This window comes from Pseudomonas monteilii (assembly GCA_001534745.1).
Classification (GTDB): Bacteria; Pseudomonadota; Gammaproteobacteria; order Pseudomonadales; family Pseudomonadaceae; genus Aquipseudomonas; species Aquipseudomonas alabamensis.
In genome coordinates this window covers 3,793,412-3,819,928 of sequence record CP013997.1, presented here as the reverse complement: position 1 = coordinate 3,819,928, position 26,517 = coordinate 3,793,412, and the positions used below count along the sequence as shown (strand labels likewise).

Here is a 26,517-nt window from a genome sequence, read left to right as displayed (position 1 = left end):
TCGCTCGGTACGCGGAAGGCACCCGGACGACTCGGGCGGTATCGACTCCGTGGGCCTGCCTTGCTATGTCCTGGCCATGGAGCGTCTGATGCGTCCTTTCGCTGCGCTGACCCGCTGGGCCCTGGCCCTGTGCGCACTTCTCATCGTGCTGGTCGCCGTCTACGCGAGCCTGGGCCGCGCCTTGATCCCTCTGGTCGCCGAATACCGCAATGTGGTCGAAACCAAGGCGCGCCAAGCCCTGGGCGTACCGGTGCGCATCGGCGCGCTGGAGGGGCAGTGGCAAGGCCTGGCACCCGTGCTGACGCTGCGCGACGTGCAGGTGGGCGAGGGTGAACAGGCCCTGCACCTGGACCAGGCCCGCGTGGTGCCAGGGCTCTGGGCCAGCCTGCTGGCGCGCGAGCCGCGCCTGTCACGGCTTCAACTGCAAGGCGTGCACCTGGGGCTGAGCGAGGATGCGAACGGACGCTGGTCGGCTGACGGCCTGCCGTCCCAGGAAGACGCGCCCAGCGACCCGGGGCAGATGCTGCAGCGCCTGCGCCAGCTGGGCCGGGTCGACGTGCTCGACAGTCAGCTGGTGCTACGCCCCTGGCAGCACGACCCGATGACCCTGTCCTACGTCAACGTCGGCCTCCAGGCCGGCGCGCCGAACCAGCGCCTGGACGTGCAGGCCAACCTGCCCGATGGTCATCCGCTGAGCCTGAGCCTGCGTGCCCAGGTCGACCCGGACGCCTGGCTGGACGGGTCGTTCGAGGCCTATATGCAATTACCGCAAGCCGACTGGGCACGCTGGTTGCCGAGCCGCCTGCTGGGCGACTGGCGGGCTGACACGTTGCAGGCCGGGGGGCAGGCCTGGGTCGACTGGCGCCAAGGCCGCCTGCAAGGGGCGACGGTGGAGCTGGCGGCGCCGCGCCTGAAAGGCGCCCATGCGCGGCAGGCGCCGGTGACGGTGCAGGACATGGCGGTCTCGGCCTGGGTCGATCGCCGTGACGAGGGGTTGCGGCTGACGGTCGACGCCTTGAGCGCGACCATGGGTCAGACGTCGTTGTCGTCGCGGCTGCTGGTGCGTCAGCAGACCGGCCCGCAACCGGCCGACGAGACCTGGCTGATCGACGCCGATACGCTGCCCCTGACGCCGCTCACGCCCCTGATCGATGCCCTGGCGCCGTTGCCGGAGGCCGCCAGGACGGCGGTCGACGCCTTGCAGGTGACCGGCACCCTGCGCAACGTGAAGCTGCAGGTTCGACCCAAGGCCGAGGGCAACCAGCGCCTGAGCTTCGCCGCCAACCTCGAGCAGGTCGGCTTCGATGCCTATCATGGCGCTCCAGCGGCGGGCAACGTCAGCGGTAGCGTGCAGGGCGACCTGGGGCAGGGCGAGCTGCGACTCGACAGCGACGACTTCATGCTGCACCTGGACCCGATCTTCGCCAAACCGTGGCACTACACGAAGGCCAACGCGCGCCTGACCTGGCAACTCGATGCGCAGCGCTTCACCCTGGCAGCGCCGTACATCAAGGTCCTGGGTGACGAAGGCCACATCGCCGCGGACTTCTTGATCCGCCTGCACCTGGACGATCACCGCGAAGACTACATGGACCTGCGTGTCGGCCTCACCGATGGCGATGGCCGCTACACCGCCAAGTACCTGCCCGAGGTACTCAGCCCGGCGCTGGACAAGTGGTTGCGCAGCGCCATCGTCAAGGGCGCCGTCGACGAAGGCTATTTCCAGTACCAGGGCGCGCTCAGCCATGCCGCACCCGCCCATTCACGCAGCATCAGCCTGTTCTTCAAGGTGCACGATGCGACCCTGGACTTCCAGCCAGGCTGGCCTCAGGTGCAACAGGTGGACGGCCAGGTGTTCATCGAGAACACCCACGTGCGGGTCAAGGCGCGTCGCGGAAAGCTGCTCGACACCCGGGTCAGCGATGTGAGCGTCGACATTCCACCGGTCGAAGGTGAACAGCACAGTTACCTGAACCTGGACGGCACGTTCGACGGCAGCCTGAGCGATGGGTTGAAGATCCTCCAGGAAGCACCCATCGGCACCGGCGAGACCTTCGCCGGCTGGGAAGGCCAGGGGCCGTTGAAGGGGCGTGTACGGCTTGGCATCCCGCTGGGGGGCGAGCAACTGCCCAAGGTCAAGGTCGACTTCCAGACCACCGACGCGCGGCTGACGGTGGCGTCGCCACGGCTGGAACTGAGTCGTCTGGGCGGGGACTTCACCTTCGACCTGGACAAGGGCCTGAGCGGCAGCGGTATTCGCCTGCGCGCCTTCGACCGACCCGTCACCGCCACGATCACGGCCGAAGGCGCACCGGGTCGCTTGCAGACCCGCATCGATGCACAAGGGCAGGTGGCCCTGAACGCGCTGACCGACTGGCTGCAGTTCAAGCAAGCGCTACCGGTGTCGGGCGAGATCCCCTATCGCCTGCGCCTCGATCTGGGCGCGCGCAACCAGCTGGCGGTGAACTCGAACCTCAAGGGGGTGACCATCGACCTGCCAGCGCCGTTCGGCAAGGCGGCCAGCACGGCGCGCGACGGCACCTTCGGCATGAGCCTGGACGGCGCCGAGCGGCGGATCGACGCACGCTACGCCGACTTGGCCACGCTGGCCTACGCGGCGCCTGCCGAGCATTTGCTGGAGGGTCGCGGCGAGCTGCGACTGGGCGGCGCCGAGGCCTTGCTGCCGGTGGCGTCAGGCCTGCGCGTCGCAGGGCGCCTGGACACGCTGGACATACAAGCCTGGCAGAAAGCCCTGGAGCGCTCGGGTACCTTGGCCTCGTCCGGCACGGGTACCGGCTCTGGCGGTTCGAGCACCAGCGGCCTGCAGCAATGGCTGCAGTCGGTGCACCTGAGCATCGGTCGCCTGACGGCCTTCGGCTTCGACCTCAACCAGGCGGTGGTTCGCCTGGCGCGGCTGCCGCGCAGCTGGGACCTGCGCCTGGACAGCCGTGAGGTGATCGGCGATGCCCAGTTGCCGGATGCCAGACAGGCGCCGATGGTGGTGCGCCTGCGCACCTTGCGCCTTCCCGCCGGCGACGAGGCCCAGGACCGCGCCGAGAACGTGCCCGACCCGCTGGCCAGCTTTGATCCACGCCAGGCACCGAGGCTCGACGTGAGCATCGACAGGCTCTACCGCGGTGATGAATTCTACGGACGCTGGTCCATGCAGCTGCGACCGACGGCCAAGGGCGTGAACGTGAACGCCATCGACCTGGACCTCAAGGGCTTGCGTGTCGAAGGGGACGCCGCGTGGGAAGGCACCCCTGGCGCCACGACCAGTGCGTTCAAGGGCCGCCTGCATGGGCGCGATCTGGGCGCGGTGCTGAAGGCTTGGGGGTTCGCGCCGACCGTGACCAGTCGCTCGTTCCGCGTGGATGCCGACGGCCGCTGGCCGGGCTCGCCGGCCTGGATCGCCCTGAAGCGGTTCTCCGGCAGCCTCGACGCCTCGCTGCGCGACGGCCAGTTCGTGGAGATCGAAGGCGGTGCGCAGGCCCTGCGGGTCTTCGGCCTGCTCAACTTCAACGCCATCGGACGGCGTCTGCGCCTGGACTTCTCCGACCTGCTGGGCAAAGGCCTGGCCTACGACCGGGTCAAAGGCCTGTTGATGGCCAGCGAAGGCGTCTACGTGACGCGTGAACCCATCACCGTCACCAGCCCCTCGAGCAATCTCGACCTCGAGGGCACGCTGGACCTGGCCCGCGAGCGCGTCGTCGCCAACCTGCGTGTGAGCCTGCCGGTCACCGACAACCTGCCCTTGGCCGCGATCCTGGTGGGCGCCCCCGTGGTCGGTGGTGCCCTGTTCCTGGTCGACCAGCTGATCGGCGACAAGGTCTCGCGCTTCGCCAGCGTGAATTATCACGTCGTCGGTCCCTTGAAAGCGCCTAGAATCACCTTTGTGAAGCCGTTTCAGAAACCACGCAAGGAGCGTTGATGAAGGCAGCGGTGATTCAGATGGTCAGCCAGGCGGACGTACACGCCAACCTGGCACGGGCGCGAGCCCTGCTCGAACAGGCCGCCGCAGACGGCGCGCGGCTGGCGGTACTGCCGGAAAACTTCGCCACCCTGGGCTGCCGCGATGCCGCCGGCCTGGGGCGGGCGGAGGCCGTGGGAGAAGGGCCGATCCTGCCCTGGTTGAAACGCGCCGCCCGCGACCTCACGTTATGGATCGTGGCCGGCACCGTGCCGTTGCCTCCGCTCGATCGTCCCGATGCCAAGCCGCGCGCCTGTTCGTTGCTGGTCGACGCACAGGGGGAAGTCGTGGCACGGTACGACAAGCTGCACCTGTTCGACGTCGACGTGGCCGATCAGCGAGGCCGCTACCGTGAGTCGGACGACTACGCCCATGGCCAGGAAGTGGTGGTGGCCGATACCCCGGTCGGGCGCCTGGGCCTGAGCGTGTGCTACGACCTGCGCTTCCCGGAGCTGTACAGCGCCCTGCGCGCCGCCGGGGCCGAGCTGATCAGCGCGCCGTCGGCCTTCACCGCGGTGACCGGCACCGCGCACTGGGAGGTGCTGATCCGGGCACGGGCCATCGAGACCCAGTGCTACCTGCTGGCGGCGGCCCAGGGCGGCACGCATCCAGGGCCGAGGGAGACCTTCGGCCATGCGGCGATCGTCGATGCCTGGGGGCGCGTGATCGCGCAACAGGCCCAGGGCGAAGCCGTGCTGATCGCCACGCGCGACAGCCAAGAACAGGCGTCCATCCGGGCGCGCATGCCGGTGCTGGCGCACCGACGCTTTTTCTCGCGGGACGCCTGGCGGCCCGCGCCTATTTCGGAGTGATTATGAGCCAGATGTTAACCACCGTCAGCGAGCAGCTGCTGACCCCGGGCGGTCTGACCCTGGACAGCCTTCAGGCCGTGCTGGGCGAGTTGGCCAGCCCTGGCATCGATGCTGCGGACCTGTATTTCCAGGGGCAGATATCGGAAACCTGGGCCCTGGAAGACGGCATCGTCAAGGAAGGCAGTTTCAACCTCGACCAAGGGGTCGGCGTACGTGCCCAGTCTGGCGAGAAGACCGGTTTCGCCTACAGCAATGCCATCAACCTCGAAGCCCTGACGTCCGCGGCCCGTGCCGCGCGCTCGATCTCCCGCGCCGGCCAGAACGGCCGGGTCCAGGCCTTCCGTAGCCAGGAAGTGGCCGCGCTGTATACGCCGGACAATCCGCTGGACGTGCTCAGCCGCGCCGAAAAGGTCGAGCTGCTCAAGCGCGTCGATGCGGCGACCCGTGCGCTGGACCCTCGGATCCAGCAGGTCAGCGTCAGCATGGCCGGGGTCTGGGAGCGCATCCTGGTGGCCGCGGCCGACGGCAGCCTGGCGGCGGACGTGCGCCCGCTGGTGCGTTTCAACGTCAGCGTGATCGTCGAGCAGAATGGTCGTCGTGAACGGGGCGGGCAGGGTGGGGGTGGCCGTACCGACTACCGCTACTTCACCGAAGAACGCGTGATGGGCTATGCCCGCGAGGCCCTGCGCCAGGCCCTGGTCAACCTCGAGGCGGTACCGGCACCGGCCGGCACGTTGCCGGTGGTGCTCGGCTCGGGCTGGTCCGGCGTGCTGTTGCACGAGGCAGTCGGGCATGGCCTGGAAGGTGACTTCAACCGCAAGGGCAGCTCGGCCTACAGCGGCAAGATCGGTCAGAAGGTGGCGTCCAGCCTGTGCACCATCGTCGACGACGGTACCTTGCGGGACCGGCGCGGTTCGCTCAGCGTGGACGACGAGGGCACGCCGACCGAGTGCACCACGCTGATCGAGAACGGCATTCTCAAAGGCTACATGCAGGACAAGCTCAACGCCCGGTTGATGGGCATGGCGGTCACCGGCAACGGTCGTCGCGAATCCTATGCGCACCTGCCGATGCCACGCATGACCAACACCTACATGCGTGCTGGCGACAGCGACCCGCAGGAAATCATCGCATCGGTGAAACGCGGGCTGTACTGCGCCAACCTGGGCGGTGGTCAGGTGGACATCACCAGCGGCAAGTTCGTCTTCTCCACCAGCGAGGCCTACCTGATCGAGGACGGCAAGATCACCGCGCCGGTCAAGGGCGCGACACTGATCGGCAACGGGCCCGAGGCGATGAGCCGGGTCTCGATGGTCGGCAACGATCTGGCGCTCGACAGTGGCGTGGGCACCTGCGGCAAGGATGGGCAATCGGTACCGGTGGGTGTCGGCCAGCCGACGCTCAAGCTCGATGCGATCACCGTGGGGGGCACCGGCGCGTGAAGCGCCGTTTCACGTCCGGACCTGCCCGTGCCGAGGCACGGGTGGCCAGGCGTGCCGCGTCGATCAGCGCAGGCCGCGCTGGGTCTCGTCGAGGTCGCGAATGTACTTGAAGACCTTGCGCGCCGCTGCCGGCGGCTTGTTGCGAGCCTTCTCGTGCTGCGCGTGGCGGATCAGCGAGCGCAGGTGCTGGCGATCGGTGTCCGGGTACTCGTTGACGAAACGCTCCAGGTCCTCGTCGTTGCCGTCGACCAATCGGTCACGCCAGCGCTCCAGGCCGTGGAAACGTTCGTTGTACTCGCGCGTCGAGCTGTCGAGCTGGTCGATCACCGAAGTGATGGCCTCGATGTCCTGGTCGCGCATCAGCTTGCCGACGAACGACATGTGTCGTTTACGGGCGATGTGCGCGGTGTGCTTGCTGGCTTCGGCCAGTGCCTTGCGCAGCGCATCGGTCAAAGGCAGGCGTGCCAGGGTGTCGGCCTTGAGCGTGGTGAGGCGCTCGCCGAGTTCGACCAGCGCATGCAGCTCGCGCTTGATCTGGGTCTTGCTTTTTTCGCCGTCGAAGGCGTCGTCGTATGAATCAACCATGGGGGCCGTCCGCTGAAAAACGCCGCCATGATAACCAGTCGGAGGCAGCTTGTCCGGTCCGCTCGGACGAAGACCTCCGCCGAACACAGAATCAGTTGGAGACAACCATGAGCGCAGTCCAGAGCATAGGCCCGCAGGACCTGCCGGCCTTGCAGGAACAAGTCGAGCAGATCATCGACGAAGCCCGACGCCAGGGCGCCAGCGCCTGCGAGGTGGCCGTCTCGCTGGAACAGGGCCTGTCCACCACGGTCCGCCAGCGCGAGGTCGAGACGGTGGAATTCAACCGCGACCAGGGGTTCGGCATTACGCTCTACGTCGGCCAGCGAAAAGGCTCGGCCAGCACCTCGGCCAGCGGGGCCGAGGCCATCCGTGAAACCGTCGCGGCTGCCCTGGCGATTGCCAAGCACACCTCCGAGGACGAGTGCTCGGGGTTGGCGGACGCGGCGCTGATGGCGCGCGACCTGCCGGACCTCGACCTCTACCACGCCTGGGACGTCTCGCCCGAGCGCGCCATCGAACTGGCCCTGGCATGCGAGGACGCCGCGTTCGAGGCCGATGCGCGCATCAGTAACGCCGACGGCACCAGCCTCAACACGCACCAGGGCTGCCGTGTCTATGGCAACAGCCATGGCTTCGTCGGTGGCTACGCCTCGACGCGCCACAGCCTGAGCTGCGTGATGATCGCCGAAAGCGATGGCCAGATGCAGCGTGACTACTGGTACGACGTGAATCGCCAGGGCAACCTGCTGGCCGACCCGCGCAGCATCGGCCAGCGCGCCGCGCAACGTGCCGCCAGTCGATTGGGTGCGCGCCCGGTGCCCACGTGCGAAGTGCCGGTACTGTTCTCGGCCGAGCTGGCCGGTGGCCTGTTCGGCAGTTTCCTGTCGGCGATTTCGGGGGGCAACCTGTACCGCAAGTCGTCCTTCCTCGAAGGGGCCTTGGGGCAGCGCCTGTTCCCCAGCTGGTTGACCCTGGACGAGCGTCCTCACCTGCCACGCGCCCTGGCCAGTGCGGCCTTCGATGGCGACGGCCTGGCCACTTATGCCAAGCCGTTCGTGGAGAACGGTGAATTGGTGTCCTACGTGCTGGGGACCTATTCGGGGCGCAAGCTGGGGCTGCCGAGCACCGCCAACTCGGGAGGCGTGCACAACCTCTTCGTGACCCATGGCGATCAGGACCAGGCCGCGCTGATCCGGCAGATGGGCCGGGGCCTGTTGGTCACCGAGCTGATGGGGCATGGCCTGAACATGGTGACGGGCGACTATTCCCGTGGCGCGGCAGGCTATTGGGTGGAGAATGGCGAGATCCAGTTCGCCGTGCAGGAAGTGACCATCGCCGGCAACATGAAGGACATGTTCGACAAGATCGTCGCCATTGGCAGCGACGTCGAAACCCGCAGCAACATCCACACCGGCTCGGTGCTGATCGAGCGCATGACCGTGGCGGGCAGCTAAGGCGCCGGGTCTGTCACGCGAGTGACGATCGGCTTGCTGCAGCCTGCGACGGGCAGGCTGCAGAGGCTGATTACCCTGGCGTTCGCCACTCGATTCGAATCGCCTTCCAGAGGCGGCTTGCGCCGCCCATCGCGGGCAAGCCCGCTCCTATAGAACAAAAAATAGCTTGTTGATTTCAAAGGAAATATTTTTAGAATTTTGTGGGCCCTGCGGGCCCAATCGCGGCACAGGGGCCGCTCCCACAGGTGACCGCGATAGCCTGCAACCCCGCGGTGGGGCTACGGGTGTAGGAGCGGCCCCTGTGCCGCGATGGGCCGCAAAGCGGCCCTAAAATCGATTAGCAATGAAGCTTCGGATCCTGCCAGTTATCGACATGTTCTCTGCGCGACAGCGCGGCGCCAAGGCGGCGGGTGGACTCCCACAGGAGAGTAATCATTACGCCGACATCTGTGTGGAATCGGGGCCTATGGGAGCTGGCTTGCCAGCGATAGCGCTCGATCAGACCCCGCCTGCCTCGCGGCAAGTCTGCAATGCAGACGAAGACAGCGCGGCCTCATGCACGGCTTTTCACTTGAAGTGATTCCATTTATCACTTAATAATGAATATCATTATCCAAGCACTGGCGATGATGTTCATGAAAACCGCCCTCCACGAATTGCCCTACCTGGAAAACTGGCGCTGGCTCAGTCGCCGTATCCGATGCGCACTCGAACCCGACGAGCCACGTGTGATCGACCATTACCTGGCCGAAGGACGCTACCTGGTGTGCTGCACCGACACGTCGGCCTGGACGGTCGCCCTGACCTCATTCCGCCTGCTGCTCGACACGGCCTGTGACCGCATGCTGCCGTGGCACTGGCGCTGCATCTGCCTGGACCAGGCCTGGCGGCCGCTGCTGCAGCTGCGCACCCTCGATCGACGCGAACACAACGACCGCTGGCAGCCTTATGCCACGCAGCTGGCCACCTGCGTGCTGCTGCCATCGATTTCCTCCGATGAACTGATGCAAGGACATGACGATGAGTGATACCCGTATCGAACGCGACAGCATGGGCGAACTGCAGGTGCCTGCGCAGGCCCTGTACGGTGCCCAGACCCAGCGCGCGGTCGATAACTTCCCGATCAGTGGCCAGCGCATGCCGGCCCAGTTCATCCGTGCCCTGCTGCTGGCCAAGTCGGCGGCCGCCAGGACCAACGTCGAGCTGGAGCAGATCAGCGCAGGGCAGGGCCAGGCCATCGTCGGGGCCGTGGAGCAACTGCTGGCGGGTGACTTCCTCCAGCATTTCCCGGTGGATGTCTTCCAGACCGGCTCGGGCACCAGCTCGAACATGAACGCCAACGAAGTCATCGCCACCCTGGCGACGCGGCTTCTGGGCGAGCCCGTCAACGCCAACGACCACGTCAACTGCGGCCAGAGCAGCAACGACATCATTCCCACCACCTTGCACGTCAGCGCCGCGCTGGGCCTGCATGAGCAACTGCTGCCTGCGCTGCGCCATCTGATCGAGACCCTCGATGCCAAGGCCGCCCAGGTGCATGCCCACGTCAAGACGGGCCGCACCCACCTCATGGACGCCATGCCGGTGCGCATGAGCCAGGTGCTCGGAGGCTGGTCGGCGCAGATTCAGGGCGCGGTGGCGCACCTGGAGGCCTCCTTGCCCAGCCTTCAGGCCCTGGCCCAGGGCGGCACGGCCGTCGGCACGGGTATCAATGCGCACCCGCGGTTCAGTGCAGGTTTTGCCCGTCAGCTCAGCGACCTGACCCAGGTGAACTTTGCCCCTGGCGAGAACCTGTTCGCCTTGATCGGCTCGCAGGACACCGCCGTGGCCGTGTCCGGACAGCTCAAGACCACTGCCGTCGCGCTGATGAAGATCGCCAACGACCTGCGCTGGATGAACTCCGGCCCTCTGGCCGGCCTGGGCGAGATCGAACTGGAAGCCCTGCAGCCGGGCTCGTCGATCATGCCTGGCAAGGTCAACCCCGTGATTCCGGAAGCGACGGCCATGGTCGCGGCCCAGGTGATCGGCAATGACGCGACCATCGCCGTGGCCGGGCAGTCGGGCAACTTCGAGCTGAACGTGATGCTGCCGGTGATCGCGCGCAACCTGCTGGAGAGCATCACCTTGCTGGCCAATGCCAGCCGTCTGTTGGCCGACAAGGCCATCGCCAGCTTCAAGGTCAACGAAGACAAGCTCAAGGAAGCGCTGTCACGCAATCCGATTCTGGTGACGGCGCTGAACCCGATCATCGGCTACCTGAAGGCCGCCGAGATCGCCAAGACCGCCTACAAGCAGGGCCGGCCGATCATCGACGTGGCCCTCGAGCACACCGATCTGTCCCGTGAGCAGCTCGAGGCCTTGCTCGACCCTGAAAAGCTCACGGCAGGCGGTCTCTGACCGGCGAGCGTCCCGTGCGTCACTGCACCACGTCTGCCGTATGGCGCTGAAGGTCGGCGGCGAGCGCGGTCGGTACCGCGACGTACCGACCGTCTGCTCGTCCGCCGCAGGCGATGAACGAGCGCACTCACCTGAACACCTGTTGTCGGACTTTATAACCCCATCACATGGAATCCATTGTCATGTCCCATAGCTTGCCTAACCTGGCCTACGCCTACGATGCCCTGGAACCGCACATCGATGCGCAGACCATGGAGATCCACTACACCAAGCACCACCAGACCTACATCAACAACCTAAACGCTGCCATCGACGGGACCGAATACGCCGAATGGCCGGTCGAGAAGCTGGTCGCTTCGGTCAAGCAACTGCCTGAGAAGCTGCAGGGGCCGGTGATCAACCAAGGTGGCGGTCACGCCAACCACACCCTGTTCTGGACCGTGATGTCGCCGCAAGGCGGTGGCCAGCCCCAGGGCGAGGTGGCCAAGGCCATCGACGCGCAGTTGGGCGGTTTCGAAGCGTTCAAGGAAGCGTTCACCAAGGCAGCGCTGAGCCGCTTCGGCAGTGGCTGGGCCTGGCTGAGCGTCACCCCCGAGAAGAAGCTGGTGGTCGAAAGCAGCGGCAACCAGGACAGCCCGCTGATGCACGGCAACACGCCGATCCTGGGGCTGGACGTCTGGGAGCATGCGTACTACCTCAAGTACCAGAACCGTCGTCCTGAGTACATCGGCGCCTTCTACAACGTGGTCGACTGGGCCGAAGTGGAACGCCGTTACGCTGAAGCCGTGAAGTGAGCCATTGATCATGCGCCTCGGAGCGATGTCGACCGGTAGTCTGCGGCAGTTCAGGTTCGTGCTGGGTACCGCGCTGCTGCTGGCCGGCACCGCGCTCCTGATGGTGCGTGGGATCGCTTGGCTGGGTTTCTGACGACCCGCGCGTTACAGCCTTGAGGGGGGTGTTCTACCTCCCTCGAGCGCACTCCAGCGGGACGCGCCCGGACCGGATGTCACGGGATGGCCATTACTCGCCTTCGTCGAATCGGTTCTCGATCAACGCCACCACGGCGTCCATGGCTTCCTGCGCCTGATCGCCTTCGGTCGACAGGTGGACCTGGGTGCCTTTGCCCGCGGCCAGCATCATCACGGCCATGATGCTCTTGCCGTCCACCAATGCGTCCGCCGCACGCCCGATCCTGACCTGACACGGAAAACGACCGGCCACGCCGACGAACTTGGCGGCCGCGCGAGCGTGCAGGCCCAACTTGTTGATGATGGTGATTTCGCGGGCGGGCATCGTAGGGTGGATCCTGTGGCTAGAGGTCGCGGTGGCGAACCTGGACGTTTTTCAGGGTTTGCTGGAGCAGTCGCCCGAGCCGTTCGGTCAGGTAGACCGAGCGATGGTGACCGCCCGTGCAGCCGATGGCAATGGTCACGTACGCGCGGTTGCTGGCGGCGAAGCGGGGCAGCCACTTGACCAGGTAGCCTGAGATGTCCTGGAACATGTCCTCGACATCCGGCTGAGCGGCCAGGTAATCGATCACGGGCTGCTCCAGCCCTGAATGGTCGCGCAATTCCGGCTTCCAGTAGGGGTTGGGCAGGCAGCGCACATCGAACACCACGTCGGCGTCAACCGGCATGCCGCGCTTGAACCCGAACGACTCCACCAGGAACGCCGTGCCAGGCTCGGGCTTGTCGAGCAGGCGCAGGGTGATGGAGTCGCGCAACTGGTACAGGTTGAGGCGGGTGGTGTCGATCTTGAGGTCGGCCAGGTCGGCGATCGGCCCCAGCAGTTCGGTCTCGACGCGAATCGCCTCGGCCAGCGAGCGGTTGGCATTGGTCAGCGGATGGCGGCGGCGTGTCTCGGAAAAACGCTTGAGCAGGACGTCTTCGTCGGCATCGAGGTACAGCACGTCGCACTGGATGTGCCGGGCGCGCGTGCTCTCGAGCAGCTCGGGAAACTGGAGCAGGTGGGTGGGCAGGTTGCGGGCGTCGATGGACACGGCCACCTTGGGTTGCAGCATGTCCGTGTTGAGCAGGGCATTTTCCGCCAGCTGCGGCAGCAGGGCCGCTGGCAGGTTGTCGATGCAGTAGAAGCCGTTGTCTTCCAGAACGTTCAGGGCCGTACTCTTGCCGGAACCAGACCGGCCACTGACGACGATCAGGCGCATGCTCAAGCCTCTTTCTGTATGTCCAGAACCATGTGGTAAAGGGCTTCGCTGCTTTGCGCGCTGCGCAGGCGCTCACGGATCTCCTGGCGATCCAGCATGCTGGCGATCTGGCGCAACAGTTCCAGATGCGCATCGGTCGCCGCTTCCGGCACCAGCAGCACGAACAGCAGGTCCACCGGGGCGCCGTCGATGGCATCGTAGTCGATGGGGTGTTCCAGCTTGACCAGGGCGCTGACCGGCGTGTTGCAGCCTGGCAGGCGGCAGTGGGGAATGGCGATGCCGTTGCCAAAGCCGGTGGAGCCCAGCTTCTCGCGAGCGACCAGCTTTGTGAAGACGTCGTCCTCGTGCAGTTCCGATACCTCGTGGGCGATCAGGGTGGCGATGTTCTGGAGGACGCGTTTCTTGCTGCCGCCCGGCGCGTTCACCTGGGAACGGCCGGGGGTCAGGATGGTTTCGAGTCGGATCATGAAGTGGGGATCAGCGAGCTGCGGCGCCTTGCAGCAGACTCTGCTGTTTTTCCTTGTGTTTTTTCAGTTGGCGGTCGAGCTTGTCGGCCAGGGCGTCGATGGCTGCATACATGTCTTCGTGCTCGGCATTGGCGACCACTTCACCGCCAGGAATCTGCAAGGTCGCTTCGACTTTCTGCTGAAGCTTTTCGACCTTCATGATGACCTGCACGTTGGTGATCTTGTCGAAATGACCCTCCAGACGCTTGAGCTTCTGGTCGAGGTAGTCGCGAAGCGGCTGAGTGACTTCGACATGGTGTCCACTGATGTTGACTTGCATACAGCTTCTCCTTGTGTTGCCCGTGCATAAAGCGGCAGGTGTTGCACCTGCCACCGGAACGCTGTGGCACATCCAGGCTACATCAGTCGCTTGCGTTCGCTCGACGGTGCGATGCCGAGCGACTCACGGTACTTGGCGACCGTTCGACGTGCGACCTGGATGCCTTGTGCCTCCAGTAAACCAGCGATCTTGCTATCGCTCAATGGCTTTTTCTGATTTTCCGCCGCCACCAGTTTCTTGATGATCGCGCGGATGGCCGTGGACGAGCATTCCCCGCCTTCGGCCGTGCTGACGTGGCTGGAGAAAAAGTATTTCAATTCGTAGATGCCACGGGGCGTGTGCATGTACTTCTGGGTCGTGACGCGCGAGATGGTCGACTCGTGCATGCCGACGGCCTCGGCGATGTCGTGCAGTACCAGCGGCTTCATCGCCTCGTCACCGTGGTCGAGGAACCCACGCTGGTGCTCGACGATCTGCGTGGCCACCTTCATCAGCGTCTCGTTGCGACTCTGCAGGCTCTTGATGAACCAGCGCGCTTCCTGCAGCTGGTTGCGCATGAAGGTGTTGTCGGCGCTGGTGTCGGCGCGGCGCACGAAGCCGGCGTACTGGGCGTTGACGCGCAGCCGGGGCACCGCCTCCTGGTTGAGCTCGACCAGCCAGCGGTCATGGTGCTTGCGCACGATCACATCCGGTACCACGTACTCGGGCTCGCTCGACTCGATCTGCAGACCAGGGCGCGGATTGAGGCTCTGCACCAGCTCGATGACCTGGCGAAGCTCGTCTTCCTTGAGCTTCATCCGGCGCATCAACTGGCTGTAGTCGCGCGCGCCGAGCAGGTCGATGTAGTCGGTGACCAGGCGCTGCGCTTCGCCCATCCAGGGCGTGCTGACCGGTAGCTGGCGCAGTTGCAGGAGCAGGCATTCGCCCAGGGTCCGTGCGCCGATGCCGGCCGGTTCGAACTGCTGGATGCGGTGCAGCACGGCCTCGACTTCGTCGAGCTCGATGTCCAGCTCGGGGTCGAACGAGGCGCAGATCTCCTCGAGGGTTTCCTCCAGGTAGCCACGGTCGTTGATCGAGTCGATCAGGGTGACGGCGATCAGGCGGTCGGTGTCGGACATCGGCGCCAGGTTCAACTGCCAGAGCAGATGGCTCTGCAGGCTTTCGCCGACCGATGTACGCGTGGTGAAGTCCCACTCGTCGTCATCGCCTGCCGGCAGGCTGCTGGCGCTGGTCTGGTAGATGTCCTCCCAGGCCGTGTCGACGGGCAGTTCACTGGGGATGCGTTCGTTCCAGTCGCCTTCTTCCAGGTTGTCGGCGCTCAAGGCGCTGTCCTGGTGGCTGGTGTCCTGGATTTCGGCGACCGGCTTGCTCTCGGCGTTGTCGGCCATCGGGTCGCTGTTGTCGAAATCCTCGCCGTCTTCCTGACGTTCGAGCATCGGGTTCGATTCCAGCGCCTCCTGGATCTCTTGCTGGAGGTCCAGGGTGGAAAGCTGGAGCAGACGAATGGCCTGTTGCAACTGCGGGGTCATCGTCAGTTGCTGGCCCATTTTTAGGACGAGCGATGCTTTCATGGCTGGGGCTTAATACCTTGTTCGCCGGCGCGCCTGCGCCATCCACTACACATATGCCAGAGCGCCAGAGCGCTGCTCACGAAGAGGTCATATGCCTGAATTTGCCGCGTTTGCCTAGGCTTGACGTGTAAAGGCGTGGCGTGCCATGGCACGTTGGCGCGCCACCGCTCGTGCCTGCATCACCCGGGAGGGCATGGACCCTCCGGGGCAGCATCACAGGCGGAACTCGTGCCCCAGGTAGACTTCCTTGACCAGGTCGTTCGACAGGATGGTCTGGGCATCGCCCTCGGCGATCAGCTGGCCATCGTTGACGATGTAGGCCGTCTCGCAGATGTCCAGCGTCTCACGGACGTTGTGGTCGGTGATCAGCACGCCGATGCCCTTGGCCTTGAGGTGGTGGATGATCTGCTTGATGTCACCCACCGAGATCGGGTCGACACCGGCGAAGGGTTCGTCCAGCAGGATGAACTTGGGCGCGGTGGCCAGGGCGCGGGCGATCTCGACACGGCGGCGCTCACCCCCGGACAGGCTCATGCCGAGGTTGTCGCGGATGTGGGTGATGTGGAACTCCTGGAGCAGCCCCTCGAGTTCCTTGCGACGGCCTTCCGTGTCCAGCTCCTTGCGGGTCTCGAGGATCGCCATGATGTTGTCGGCCACCGACAGCTTGCGGAAGATCGAGGCTTCCTGCGGCAGGTAGCCGATGCCGGCGCGTGCGCGACCGTGCATGGGCTGATGGCTGACATCCAGGGTGTCGATGAGGACGCGGCCCTGGTCGGCCTGTACCAGGCCGACGATCATGTAGAAGCAAGTGGTCTTGCCGGCGCCGTTGGGGCCGAGCAGGCCGACGATCTGCCCGCTCTCGATCGACAGGCTGACGTCGCGCACCACTTGACGGCCCTTGTAGCTCTTGGCCAGATGCTGGGCTTTGAGGGTTGCCATTTACTCGGCCTTCTTCTTCGGCTGGATCACCATGTCGATGCGCTGGCGGGGCGACGTCACGTTGCCACCCCGACCGGCGGTCGCGACCTGGGTCTTGGTGTTGTAGACGATCTTCTCGCCTTCGGTGCTGTTGCCTTCGTTGGTGACCTTGGCGCGATCGGTCAGAACGATCGTGTCCTTGAGCGCCTGGTACTGGATGGTGACCGCCCAGCCCTGCATCTTGTCGGGCTTGGCTGCACTCTGGCGCTGCTCGAAGTAGGCCAGGTTGCCGACCGAGGTGACCACGTCGATGTCGCCGGAGCTGGCCCGCGTGATGGTGACCTTGTTGCCCTTGATGACCATGGAACCCTGGGTGATCACCACATCGCCGGTATAGGTCGCCACACCCTGCTTGTCGTCGAGGTGGGCGTCGTCGGCCTGGATGCGGATGGGCTGGTCACGGTCGGTCGGCAGGGCCCAGGCGCTCGCGCTTCCCAGTGCCGCGCTCAGGCTGAGCAAAAAGGGGAGGGTTTTAACGAGCCTCATACTGTCCTCTTACGTTGGACAGCAGGTCCATCCTGCCGTCTTTCAAATAGGCTTTCATGCCTGTGCCCGTAGTCGTGCCACCGGCGCCGTCGATTCTAACGGCTTGCTCGGTCTGCGCATATTGCTTCTGCGGGAATACGGTCATGCGCGTGGTGGTGATGATGGTATCGCGCTTGCGTTCGTCGGTACGGGCGACGCGCACCTTGTCGATCAGCTCGACCTCGGTGCCGTCCGGATTGACCTCGGCGCGCTCGCTGGTGACGTGCCAGGGATACGTGGTACCGCGGTACATCTGCAGGTTCGGTCGGGTCAGCAGGGTCACCTCGCTGGCCTTCATGTGCTCGACCTCGTCGGCGGTCATGTCGTACTGCATCTTGCCGTCCGGCAGGTACTGGACGCTGTGCGCATTGATCGCGTAGTAGTCGATGGCGCTCTCGTCCACTTGGGCTACCGGCTTTTCCAGGAAGCTCTCGGGGCTCACGTTCCAGTAGCCGATCGCGCCCAGCACGGCGGCGATCGCGACCAGCATGGCGATGTTGCGGGCTTTCTTGCTGAACATACGAAGCTCTACAGAAGGTTGGCGATGACACGGTCCAGGTCATCCCGGACGTGCAGCATAGACGTGTGACAGGTACGCCCGCCACATTGCTCGGTGGACGTGTGCATCAGAGCACCCCGGCGCGCAGCAGATCGTGCATGTTGAGCGCGCCGATCGGACGGTCGGTGGCGTCCACCACGGCCAGGGCGTTGATCTTGAAATCCTCCATGATCTTCAAGGCTTCGGCGGCGAGCATGTCGGCGCGCACGGTCTTGCCGTGGACCGTCATGACGTCGTCGATGCGCGCATGGCGCATGTCGAGGTCGCGGTCCAGGCTGCGCCGCAGGTCGCCGTCGGTGAAGATGCCGGCCAGGCGCCCGTCGTCATCCACCACCACGGTCATGCCCAGGCCCTTGCGCGACATCTCCAGCAGGGCATCCTTCAGCGAGGTGGCGCGTGGTACGCGGGGCAGGGCATCGCCGGCGTGCATGATGTCCTCGACCTTGAGCAGCAGGCGGCGGCCCAGGGCACCGCCGGGGTGCGAGAAGGCGAAATCCTCGGCGGTGAAGCCACGGGCCTCGAGCAGGGCGATGGCCAGGGCATCGCCCAGGGCCAGCGCGCTGGTGGTGGACGAGGTGGGTGCCAGGTTCAGCGGGCAGGCTTCCTGGGCCACGCTCACGTCGAGGTTGACGTTGGCCGCCCGCGCCAGGGTCGAGTCCGGATTGCCGGTGAGGGCGATCATGCGGATGCCCAGGCGCTTGATCAGCGGCAGCAGCGTGACGATTTCCGAGGTGGTCCCGGAATTCGACAGGGCCAGGATCACGTCGTCCCGGGTGATCATGCCCATGTCGCCATGGCTGGCTTCGGCCGGATGGACGAAGAACGCCGGCGTGCCGGTGCTGGCCAGGGTCGCGGCGATCTTGTTGCCGACATGGCCGGATTTGCCCATGCCGAGCACCACGACCCGGCCGCGACTGCCCAGGATCAGCTGGCAGGCCTGCACGAACGTGTCGTCGATACGGGCCAGCAGATCGTCGATGGCATCGCGCTCCAACTGCAGGGTGCGTTGGGCGGAAAGGATCAGCTCACGGGTTGGGCTCATGTCGATTGAGGCATATCTGATTTGGAACTGTCGATTATACCGGGTATGGGCGAAAGCCTCACCCTGTGATTGCGTTGCCCTGCGCACCCTGGTGTGCAAACCCCTGTCCCAGGCGTCCGCGTCTTTGGCCGGGTTCATGCCCGATGGTATAGTCCGCCGCTGTCTGGACGGCCCGAGGGGTGTGCCTTCACCGTGAAGGTGGGCGTCCAACTGACGAAAGTCGCATCGCAAGGAGTCTAGATGAGTGTGCACAGCGACTACGCGGTCGAGTTGAAGGGCGTCTCCTTCAAGCGCGGTTCGCGCAGTATTTTCAAGGATGTGGACATCCGCATCCCGCGTGGCAAGGTCACGGGCATCATGGGTCCCTCCGGATGCGGCAAGACGACCCTCTTACGGCTGATGGGCGCGCAGCTGCGTCCGGCCGGTGGCGAGGTCTGGGTCAATGGCCAGAACCTGCCGACGCTGTCGCGTGCCGACCTGTTCGATGCGCGCAAGCAGATGGGCGTGCTGTTCCAAAGCGGCGCGCTGTTCACCGATCTGGATGTGTTCGAGAACGTCGCCTTCCCGCTGCGGGTGCATACCGATCTTCCCGAAGAGATGATTCGCGACATCGTGCTGATGAAGCTGCAGGCCGTCGGCCTGCGCGGCGCCATCGAGCTGATGCCCGATGAGCTGTCGGGCGGGATGAAGCGCCGCGTGGCCCTGGCCCGGGCGATCGCCCTGGACCCGCAGATCCTGATGTACGACGAACCCTTCGTAGGTCAGGACCCGATCGCCATGGGCGTGCTGGTGCGGCTGATCCGCCTGCTCAACGACGCCTTGGGGATCACCAGCATCGTGGTCTCCCACGACCTGGCCGAGACCGCCAGCATCGCCGACTACATCTACGTGGTCGGCGACGGTCAGGTACTGGGCCAGGGTACGCCCGAAGAGCTGATGGGGTCGGACAATCCGCGCATCCGCCAGTTCATGAAAGGCGACCCGGACGGCCCCGTGCCATTCCATTTCCCCGCGCCCGATTACCGCGCCGATTTGTTGGGAGCGCGTTGATGCGCAGAAGATCCTTGCTTGAGCGCGTCCGCCTGTTCGGCCGCGCAGCCATCGACATCGTCGCCGTGCTGGGCCGGTCCTGCCTGTTCCTGATGCATGCCCTGGTCGGGCGCGGCGGCATCGGCGGCGGTTTCCAGCTGCTGGTCAGGCAGCTGTATTCGGTCGGCGTCCTGTCGCTGGCGATCATTGCCGTGTCCGGTGTGTTCATCGGCATGGTGCTGTCGCTGCAGGGCTACAGCATCCTGACCAAGTACGGGTCCGAGCAGGCGGTGGGGCAGATGATCGCCCTGACCCTGCTGCGCGAGCTGGGGCCGGTGGTCACCGCCTTGCTGTTCGCCGGGCGCGCCGGTTCGGCGCTGACCGCCGAGATCGGCAACATGAAATCCACCGAGCAGCTCTCGAGCCTGGAGATGATCGGCGTCGACCCGCTCAAGTACATCGTCGCGCCACGCCTGTGGGCCGGCTTCATTTCCCTGCCGCTGCTGGCGCTGATCTTCAGTGTGGTCGGGATCTGGGGCGGCTCCTGGGTCGCCGTGGATTGGCTGGGAGTCTATGAGGGTTCCTTCTGGTCCAACATGCAGAACAGCGTTTCCTTCACCGACGATGTCCTCAACGGCCTGGTCAAGAGCGTGGTGTTCGCCTTCGTCGTCACCTGGATCGCCGTGTTCCAGGGCTACGACTGCGAGCCGACCTCGGAAGGGATCAGTCGCGCCACCACCAGAACCGTGGTCTATGCCTCCTTGGCAGTCCTGGGCCTGGACTTCATTCTGACCGCCTTGATGTTTGGAGATTTCTGATGCAAAACCGCACCCTGGAAATCGGTGTCGGCCTGTTCCTTCTGGCTGGGATCCTGGCCCTGCTGCTGCTGGCGCTGCGTGTCAGCGGCCTGTCGGCAAGCCCGACCACCGAGACCTACAAGGTCTATGCCTACTTCGACAACATCGCCGGCCTCACCGTGCGCGCCAAGGTCACCATGGCCGGGGTGACCATCGGCAAGGTCACGGCGATCGACCTGGACCGCGACAGCTACATGGGGCGGGTCACCCTGCAACTGGACAGCGACGTCGACAACCTGCCGACCGACTCCACCGCCTCGATCCTCACCGCCGGGCTGCTCGGCGAGAAGTACATCGGCATCAGCGTTGGTGGCGAAGAGGACGTGCTCAAGGAAGGCGGAACCATTCACGACACCCAGTCGTCACTGGTGCTGGAAGACCTGATCGGCAAGTTCCTGCTCAATTCCGTTGGCAAAGAAGCTAAATAAGGAGTTTTCATGATTTCGATCCTGCGACGTGGCCTGCTGGTGTTGCTGGCGGCCCTCCCGATGCTGGCCAACGCTGCGCCTGGGCAATCGGCCCACGAAGTGATCCAGGGCACCACCGATGCGCTGCTGACCGACCTGAAGAACAACCGCGACAGCTACCGCAACGATCGCGAAGCCTTCTATCAGTCGCTCAACCGCATCCTGGGTCCGGTGGTCGACGCCGACGGCATTTCCAAGAGCATCATGACCGTCAAGTATTCGCGCAAGGCGACCCCGGCGCAGATGCAGCGTTTCCAGGAAAACTTCAAGCGCAGCCTGCTGCAGTTCTACGGCAATGCGCTGCTCGACTACGACAACCAGGGCATCACGCTCGATCCGGCCAAGGCCGAGGACGGCAAGCGCACCAGCGTCGGCATGAAGGTCCGTGGCAACAACGGCGCGGTGTACCCGGTGTCCTACACCCTGGAGAAGCTCGGCAACGAGTGGAAGGTGCGTAACGTCATCGTCAACGGCATCAACATCGGCAAGCTGTTCCGTGACCAGTTCGCCGACGCCATGCAGCGCAACGGCAATGACCTGGACAAGACCATCGACGGCTGGGCGGGCGAAGTGGCCAAGGCCAAGCAGACGGCCGACAGCTCTCCCGAGAAGGCGGTGCAATGAGTGATGCCAGCATCGGCATGCCACAGCCGGACACCCTGTGCCTGGGGGGCATCCTGGACTACCGCAGCGGCCCGTCGCTGCGCAAGCAGGGCAAGGCACTGATCGCGGCCTGCCGTGAGCCTCGCCTGGTGCTGGACTGCTCTGCCGTCCAGCGCTCCAGCAGTGTCGGCCTGTCGTTGCTGCTGGCGTTCATGCGTGACGCGCAGGCGGCCGGCAAGACCTGCGAGCTGCGCGACATGCCGGCGGACATGCGGGAAATCGCCGATGTCTACGATCTGGACGATGTGCTGACGCGCTGAAACGCGTCCGTCATCGATGCCCCTCGGTCAGCGTGCTCGTTCATGGGCTTCGCAGGCGAGGGGCTTTTTTGTATGATGACCGACCCCGCGCGCACAGAGCGCCGATTGAGGTTGAGCATGCACGCCGTAGACGTTAAGAAGTTCCTTGAAGAAAAACTGCCGGGCGCCCGGGTCGAAGTCGAGGGCGAGGGCTGCAACTTCCAGCTGAACGTGATCAGCGACGAATTGGCTGGCCAAAGCCCGGTCAAGCGTCAGCAGGCGATCTACGCCCACCTGAATCCCTGGATCGCCGACGGCAGCATCCACGCGGTAACCATGAAATTCTTCAGCAGCGCAGCCTGGGCTGAGCGCACCTGAGCCAACTTGGCGGCGAGATTCCAATGGACAAACTGATTATCACTGGCGGCGCGCGTCTCGACGGCGAGATCCGCATTTCCGGGGCGAAGAACGCCGCCCTGCCGATCCTGGCCGCGACCCTGCTGGCCGATGGCCCGGTCACGGTCGGCAACCTGCCGCACCTGCACGACATCACCACCATGATCGAGCTGTTCGGGCGCATGGGCATCGAGCCTGTGATCGACGAGAAGCTCGCGGTCGAGATCGACCCGCGCACCATCAAGACCCTGGTCGCCCCGTACGAGCTGGTCAAGACCATGCGCGCCTCGATCCTGGTCCTCGGCCCGATGGTCGCCCGTTTCGGCAAGGCCGAAGTCGCACTGCCCGGTGGCTGCGCGATCGGTTCGCGTCCGGTCGACCTGCACATCCGTGGTCTGGAGGCCATGGGCGCGAAGATCGAAGTGGAAGGCGGCTACATCAAGGCCGAGGCGCCTGAGGGCGGCCTGCGTGGCGCGCACTTCTTCTTCGACACCGTCAGCGTGACCGGTACCGAGAACATCATGATGGCCGCTGCCCTGGCCAAGGGCCGCAGCGTGCTGCAGAACGCTGCCCGCGAGCCGGAGGTGGTCGACCTGGCCAACTTCATCAACGCCATGGGCGGCAACGTCCAGGGCGCCGGCACCGACACCATCACCATCGACGGTGTGGAGCGCCTGCACTCGGCCAACTACCGCGTCATGCCCGACCGCATCGAGACCGGCACCTACCTGGTCGCTGCCGCCATCACCGGCGGGCGCGTCAAGGTCAAGGACACTGATCCGACCATCCTCGAAGCCGTGCTGGAGAAGCTCCGGGAAGCCGGTGCCGACGTGACCACCGGCGCGGACTGGATCGCCCTGGACATGCACGGGCGCAAGGCCAAGGCCGTCAACCTGCGCACCGCACCTTACCCGGCGTTCCCCACCGACATGCAGGCGCAGTTCATCTCGCTCAACGCCGTGGCCGAAGGCACCGGTGCGGTGATCGAGACGATCTTCGAGAACCGCTTCATGCACGTGTACGAGATGCACCGCATGGGCGCGCAGATCCAGGTCGAGGGCAACACCGCCATCGTCACCGGCGTCGACACGCTCAAGGGCGCACCCGTCATGGCCACCGACCTGCGTGCGTCGGCCAGCCTGGTGCTGTCGGCCCTGGTCGCCGAGGGCGATACGCTGATCGACCGCATCTACCACATCGACCGTGGCTACGAGTGCATCGAGGAAAAACTGCAGATGCTGGGCGCCAAGATCCGTCGCGTTCCGGGCTGAGCCCGGGCGGCGTGCGCCAGCCGTCACCCCTCCGGTCGGGCCAGGCCCGACCGGTCAGAACTGCTGAAGGATTCACGTTCCATGTTGACCATTGCGCTATCCAAGGGCCGTATTCTCGATGACACCCTGCCGCTGCTGGCCGATGCCGGCATCGTCCCCACCGAGAACCCTGACAAGAGCCGCAAGCTGATCATCCCGACCACCCAGGATGACGTCCGCTTGCTCATCGTGCGGGCCACCGACGTGCCGACCTATGTCGAGCATGGCGCGGCCGACCTCGGCGTGGCCGGCAAGGACGTGCTGATGGAGTACGGCGGCCAGGGCCTGTACGAGCCGCTCGATCTGCAGATCGCTCAGTGCAAGCTGATGACCGCAGGCGCCGTCGGCGCGATCGAACCTGCTGGGCGCCTGCGCGTGGCCACCAAGTTCGTCAATGTCGCCAAGCGCTACTACGCCGAGCAAGGCCGGCAGGTCGACATCATCAAGCTGTACGGCTCGATGGAGCTGGCCCCGCTGATCGGCCTGGCCGACAAGATCATCGACGTGGTCGACACCGGCAATACCTTGCGGGCCAACGGCCTGGAACCTCAGGAACTGATCGCCCACGTCAGTTCGCGCCTGGTGGTGAACAAGGCGTCGATGAAGATGCAGCATGCGCGCATCCAAAGCCTGATCGACACCCTGCGTCACGCCGTGCAGGCACGACACCGCGGCTGACTCCCGCGCGCGACGTCCACCGTCGCGCCCGTCCTTCCGCGTCCACAGCCTTTTTCTCGGGTGCCCGCGCGGATCGATCGGTAGCCCTGGGCGCCTGAGCATTCGCCAATCATCGAGGCCCTCGTCATGACTCTGCCCACTGCAATTGCTCGTCTCAATGCCGCTGATCCGGAGTTCGCCCGACATCTGGATCATCTGCTGAGCTGGGAGAGCGTGTCCGACGATGCGGTCAATCAGCGTGTGCTGGACATCATCAAGGCCGTGCGCGAGCGCGGTGATGCGGCGCTGGTGGAGTTCACCCAGCGCTTCGACGGCGTCCAGGCCACGACCATCGACGACCTGATCCTCGACCGTGCGCGGCTCGAACTGGCCCTGACGCGGATCACGCCGGCCCAGCGCCAGGCCCTCGAGACCGCCGCCGAGCGCGTGCGGGTCTACCACGAACGGCAGAAGCAGGACTCCTGGCAGTACACCGAGGCCGACGGCACCGTGCTGGGGCAGAAGGTCACCCCGCTGGACCGCGCCGGGCTGTACGTGCCGGGTGGCAAGGCGTCCTATCCGTCCTCGGTGCTGATGAACGCCTTGCCGGCCAAGGTCGCCGGCGTGGCCGAGGTGGTCATGGTGGTGCCGACGCCGCGTGGCGAGATCAACGAACTGGTGCTGGCAGCGGCGTGCATCGCCGGGGTCGATCGGGTCTTCACCCTCGGTGGCGCCCAGGCCATCGCGGCGCTGGCCTATGGCACCGAGAGCGTGCCGCCGGTGGACAAGATCGTCGGCCCCGGCAACATCTACGTCGCCACCGCCAAGCGCCACGTGTTCGGCCAGGTGGGCATCGATATGATCGCCGGGCCGTCGGAGATCCTGGTGGTCTGCGACGGGCAGACCGATCCGGACTGGATCGCCATGGACCTGTTCTCCCAGGCCGAGCATGACGAGGACGCGCAAGCCATCCTGGTCAGCCCGGACGCCGCCTTCCTCGACCAGGTCGCCGCCAGCATCGAGAGGTTGCTGCCGACCCTGGAACGCGCCGAGATCGCCGAGAAGTCGATCAACGGCCGCGGCGCCCTGATCCAGGTGCGCGACATGCAGCAGGCCATCGAGGTGGCCAACCGGATCGCGCCGGAACACCTCGAACTGTCGGTCGCCGACCCGCAGGCCTGGCTGCCGCAGATCCGCCATGCCGGGGCGATCTTCATGGGGCGCCACACCAGCGAGGCGCTGGGCGACTACTGCGCCGGCCCGAACCATGTCCTGCCCACCTCGGGCACCGCGCGCTTCTCGTCGCCGCTCGGCGTGTACGACTTCCAGAAGCGTTCGTCGATCATCTTCTGCTCCGAGGCCGGTGCCTCCGAGCTGGGCAAGACCGCTTCGGTGCTGGCTCGTGGTGAATCGCTGACGGCCCACGCTCGCAGCGCCGAATACCGTATCCGCGACGCGCGGCAGGGGGAGTGAGCATGAGTCGATTCTGGAGCCCGTTCGTCAAGGACCTGGTGCCGTACGTACCGGGCGAACAGCCCAAGCTGGCACGGCTGGTCAAGCTCAACACCAACGAGAACCCCTATGGCCCTTCGCCGAAGGCCCTGGAGGCGATGCGCGGCGAGTTGGGCGATGGCTTGCGCCTGTACCCCGATCCGAACAGCGATGTGCTCAAGCAGGCGGTGGCCGAGCACTACGGTATCGCCTCGAACCAGGTGTTTCTCGGCAACGGTTCGGACGAAGTGCTGGCGCACATCTTCCACGGGCTGTTCCAGCATGAAGGGCCGTTGCTGTTCCCGGACATCAGCTACAGCTTCTACCCGGTCTACTGCGGGCTGTATGGCATTCCCTTCGAGCCGGTGGCGCTGGACGAGCAGTTCCGCATCCGCATCGAAGATTACCGCACCGCCAATGCCGGCATCATCTTCCCCAATCCCAATGCGCCGACCGGGGTGTTGTTGCCGCTGGAGGCGATCGAGCAGCTGCTGCAGCACAACCGCGACTCGGTGGTGGTGGTGGACGAGGCCTACATCGATTTTGGCGGTCAGACCGCGATCAGCCTGATCGACCGCTATGACAACCTGCTGGTGACCCAGACCCTGTCCAAGTCGCGCTCGCTGGCTGGTCTGCGGGTCGGCCTGGCCGTGGGGCACCCGGACCTGATCGAGGCGCTGGAGCGGATCAAGAACAGCTTCAACTCCTATCCGCTCGATCGCCTGGCGATCGTCGGGGCGGCGGCGGCGTTCGAGGATCGGGCGTACTTCGAGAAGACCTGCCGCCAGGTGATCGAGAGCCGCGAAGCGCTGGTGGAGGCCTTGGTGGCGCGCGGGTTCGAGGTATTGCCGTCGGCGGCGAACTTCATCTTCGCGCGTCATTCGCATCAGGATGCCGCGCAGCTGGCAGCGCACCTGCGTGGCCAAGGGGTGATCGTGCGGCACTTCAAGCAGGCGCGCATCGCCCAGTACCTGCGCATCACCATCGGTACCCCCGAGCAGAACCAGGCCTTGCTGAACGCGCTGGACTGATCGCGGGTCGAACCGTGATCCCTGACGCCGGGGCCGCTATGCGGCCCCGGCGCTTTTCAGGCCGCCGACCAGGCCTGCCTCGACAGAAC

27 protein-coding genes are annotated in these 26,517 nt (G+C 65.3%); 17 read left to right on the top strand and 10 right to left on the bottom strand.

The genetic code is table 11. The features are described from left to right. The first annotated feature begins 76 nt into the window (after positions 1 to 76). The 3 genes from APT63_16290 to tldD are packed head-to-tail and all read left to right on the top strand — an operon-like array spanning position 77 to position 6,224. Positions 77 to 3,931, top strand: coding sequence for a hypothetical protein (locus APT63_16290; protein ID AMA47924.1), 3,855 nt, complete (start codon positions 77 to 79; stop codon positions 3,929 to 3,931). After that, on the top strand, positions 3,931 to 4,782 hold the full coding sequence (locus tag APT63_16285; protein AMA47052.1) for a carbon-nitrogen hydrolase: 852 nt from the start codon (positions 3,931 to 3,933) through the stop codon (positions 4,780 to 4,782). The genes APT63_16290 and APT63_16285 overlap by 1 nt, the downstream gene beginning before the upstream one ends. Before the next feature lie 2 nt (positions 4,783 to 4,784). After that, positions 4,785 to 6,224: a metalloprotease TldD gene (gene tldD / locus APT63_16280; protein AMA47051.1), complete on the top strand. Its 1,440-nt coding sequence runs from the start codon at positions 4,785 to 4,787 to the stop codon at positions 6,222 to 6,224. A gap of 63 nt (positions 6,225 to 6,287) precedes the next feature. Here the strand turns inward: tldD and APT63_16275 are convergent, their stop codons facing one another. Then, a complete protein-coding gene (locus tag APT63_16275) occupies positions 6,288 to 6,809 on the bottom strand; it encodes a hypothetical protein (GenBank protein ID AMA47050.1) in 522 nt (173 codons plus the stop codon). Positions 6,810 to 6,916: 107 nt separating this feature from the next. On the opposite strand from APT63_16275, the gene pmbA reads away from it, so the two are divergent. The 4 genes from pmbA to APT63_16255 all read left to right on the top strand — a co-directional run bounded on the left by pmbA (position 6,917) and on the right by APT63_16255 (position 11,454). Further along, the gene (pmbA, locus tag APT63_16270; GenBank protein ID AMA47049.1) at positions 6,917 to 8,263 is read left to right on the top strand and encodes a metalloprotease PmbA; all 1,347 of its coding nucleotides are present in this window, start codon (positions 6,917 to 6,919) and stop codon (positions 8,261 to 8,263) included. 635 nt (positions 8,264 to 8,898) lie between these two features. Further along, positions 8,899 to 9,291 carry a FagA protein gene (locus APT63_16265; protein AMA47923.1) on the top strand — a complete coding sequence of 131 codons (393 nt, stop codon included), beginning with the start codon at positions 8,899 to 8,901 and terminating at the stop codon, positions 9,289 to 9,291. Beyond that, the gene (gene aspA, locus APT63_16260; GenBank protein AMA47048.1) at positions 9,284 to 10,660 is read left to right on the top strand and encodes a class II fumarate hydratase; all 1,377 of its coding nucleotides are present in this window, start codon (positions 9,284 to 9,286) and stop codon (positions 10,658 to 10,660) included. Before APT63_16265 ends, aspA begins: the two co-directional genes overlap by 8 nt. A 182-nt stretch (positions 10,661 to 10,842) precedes the next feature. Then, positions 10,843 to 11,454 carry a superoxide dismutase gene (locus APT63_16255; GenBank protein ID AMA47047.1) on the top strand — a complete coding sequence of 204 codons (612 nt, stop codon included), beginning with the start codon at positions 10,843 to 10,845 and terminating at the stop codon, positions 11,452 to 11,454. A gap of 226 nt (positions 11,455 to 11,680) precedes the next feature. Here the strand turns inward: APT63_16255 and APT63_16250 are convergent, their stop codons facing one another. The 9 genes from APT63_16250 to APT63_16210 form a co-directional block, all read right to left on the bottom strand. Continuing rightward, positions 11,681 to 11,953 (bottom strand): phosphocarrier protein HPr, encoded by a 273-nt coding sequence (locus APT63_16250; GenBank protein AMA47046.1) that lies wholly within the window; start codon positions 11,951 to 11,953, stop codon positions 11,681 to 11,683. A 19-nt stretch (positions 11,954 to 11,972) separates the two neighbouring features. Beyond that, entirely contained in the window at positions 11,973 to 12,827 is an 855-nt protein-coding gene (locus tag APT63_16245; protein AMA47045.1) for an RNase adaptor protein RapZ, read from the bottom strand. Positions 12,828 to 12,829: 2 nt separating this feature from the next. After that, on the bottom strand, positions 12,830 to 13,294 hold the full coding sequence (locus APT63_16240; protein AMA47044.1) for a PTS fructose transporter subunit IIA: 465 nt from the start codon (positions 13,292 to 13,294) through the stop codon (positions 12,830 to 12,832). Positions 13,295 to 13,304: 10 nt separating this feature from the next. Further along, on the bottom strand, positions 13,305 to 13,613 hold the full coding sequence (locus APT63_16235) for a hypothetical protein (GenBank protein ID AMA47043.1): 309 nt from the start codon (positions 13,611 to 13,613) through the stop codon (positions 13,305 to 13,307). Between the two features lie 77 nt (positions 13,614 to 13,690). Continuing rightward, positions 13,691 to 15,184 carry an RNA polymerase sigma-54 factor gene (locus tag APT63_16230; protein ID AMA47042.1) on the bottom strand — a complete coding sequence of 498 codons (1,494 nt, stop codon included), beginning with the start codon at positions 15,182 to 15,184 and terminating at the stop codon, positions 13,691 to 13,693. A gap of 213 nt (positions 15,185 to 15,397) precedes the next feature. Continuing rightward, the gene (locus tag APT63_16225) at positions 15,398 to 16,123 is read right to left on the bottom strand and encodes an LPS export ABC transporter ATP-binding protein (GenBank protein ID AMA47041.1); all 726 of its coding nucleotides are present in this window, start codon (positions 16,121 to 16,123) and stop codon (positions 15,398 to 15,400) included. Continuing rightward, positions 16,124 to 16,648, bottom strand: coding sequence for a lipopolysaccharide transport periplasmic protein LptA (locus APT63_16220; GenBank protein AMA47040.1), 525 nt, complete (start codon positions 16,646 to 16,648; stop codon positions 16,124 to 16,126). Next, positions 16,635 to 17,207 carry an LPS export ABC transporter periplasmic protein LptC gene (locus APT63_16215; protein ID AMA47039.1) on the bottom strand — a complete coding sequence of 191 codons (573 nt, stop codon included), beginning with the start codon at positions 17,205 to 17,207 and terminating at the stop codon, positions 16,635 to 16,637. Before APT63_16215 ends, APT63_16220 begins: the two co-directional genes overlap by 14 nt. Before the next feature lie 106 nt (positions 17,208 to 17,313). After that, positions 17,314 to 18,288, bottom strand: coding sequence for a D-arabinose 5-phosphate isomerase (locus APT63_16210; protein ID AMA47038.1), 975 nt, complete (start codon positions 18,286 to 18,288; stop codon positions 17,314 to 17,316). A 240-nt stretch (positions 18,289 to 18,528) separates the two neighbouring features. Here APT63_16210 and APT63_16205 point away from each other — a divergent pair, with 240 nt between their 5' ends. The 10 genes from APT63_16205 (at position 18,529) to APT63_16160 (ending at position 26,428) form a co-directional block, all read left to right on the top strand. Further along, positions 18,529 to 19,338, top strand: a complete 810-nt coding sequence (locus APT63_16205) for an ABC transporter ATP-binding protein (protein AMA47037.1) — start codon at positions 18,529 to 18,531, stop codon at positions 19,336 to 19,338. After that, positions 19,338 to 20,135 (top strand): ABC transporter permease, encoded by a 798-nt coding sequence (locus tag APT63_16200; GenBank protein AMA47036.1) that lies wholly within the window; start codon positions 19,338 to 19,340, stop codon positions 20,133 to 20,135. Before APT63_16205 ends, APT63_16200 begins: the two co-directional genes overlap by 1 nt. Then, a complete protein-coding gene (locus APT63_16195) occupies positions 20,135 to 20,602 on the top strand; it encodes an outer membrane lipid asymmetry maintenance protein MlaD (protein AMA47035.1) in 468 nt (155 codons plus the stop codon). Before APT63_16200 ends, APT63_16195 begins: the two co-directional genes overlap by 1 nt. A 9-nt stretch (positions 20,603 to 20,611) precedes the next feature. Continuing rightward, positions 20,612 to 21,265 carry a toluene tolerance protein gene (locus APT63_16190; protein AMA47034.1) on the top strand — a complete coding sequence of 218 codons (654 nt, stop codon included), beginning with the start codon at positions 20,612 to 20,614 and terminating at the stop codon, positions 21,263 to 21,265. Further along, complete coding sequence (locus APT63_16185; GenBank protein ID AMA47033.1) at positions 21,262 to 21,564, top strand: anti-anti-sigma factor; 303 nt, start codon at positions 21,262 to 21,264, stop codon at positions 21,562 to 21,564. The genes APT63_16190 and APT63_16185 overlap by 4 nt, the downstream gene beginning before the upstream one ends. Before the next feature lie 117 nt (positions 21,565 to 21,681). Continuing rightward, on the top strand, positions 21,682 to 21,921 hold the full coding sequence (locus APT63_16180) for a BolA family transcriptional regulator (GenBank protein ID AMA47032.1): 240 nt from the start codon (positions 21,682 to 21,684) through the stop codon (positions 21,919 to 21,921). Positions 21,922 to 21,944: 23 nt separating this feature from the next. Further along, positions 21,945 to 23,210: a UDP-N-acetylglucosamine 1-carboxyvinyltransferase gene (locus tag APT63_16175; GenBank protein ID AMA47031.1), complete on the top strand. Its 1,266-nt coding sequence runs from the start codon at positions 21,945 to 21,947 to the stop codon at positions 23,208 to 23,210. A gap of 81 nt (positions 23,211 to 23,291) precedes the next feature. After that, positions 23,292 to 23,927 carry an ATP phosphoribosyltransferase gene (gene hisG, locus APT63_16170; protein AMA47030.1) on the top strand — a complete coding sequence of 212 codons (636 nt, stop codon included), beginning with the start codon at positions 23,292 to 23,294 and terminating at the stop codon, positions 23,925 to 23,927. Positions 23,928 to 24,053: 126 nt separating this feature from the next. Further along, the gene (locus APT63_16165; protein AMA47029.1) at positions 24,054 to 25,379 is read left to right on the top strand and encodes a histidinol dehydrogenase; all 1,326 of its coding nucleotides are present in this window, start codon (positions 24,054 to 24,056) and stop codon (positions 25,377 to 25,379) included. A 2-nt stretch (positions 25,380 to 25,381) separates the two neighbouring features. Then, positions 25,382 to 26,428, top strand: a complete 1,047-nt coding sequence (locus tag APT63_16160; GenBank protein ID AMA47028.1) for a histidinol-phosphate aminotransferase — start codon at positions 25,382 to 25,384, stop codon at positions 26,426 to 26,428. The last annotated feature ends 89 nt before the right edge of the window (positions 26,429 to 26,517 follow it).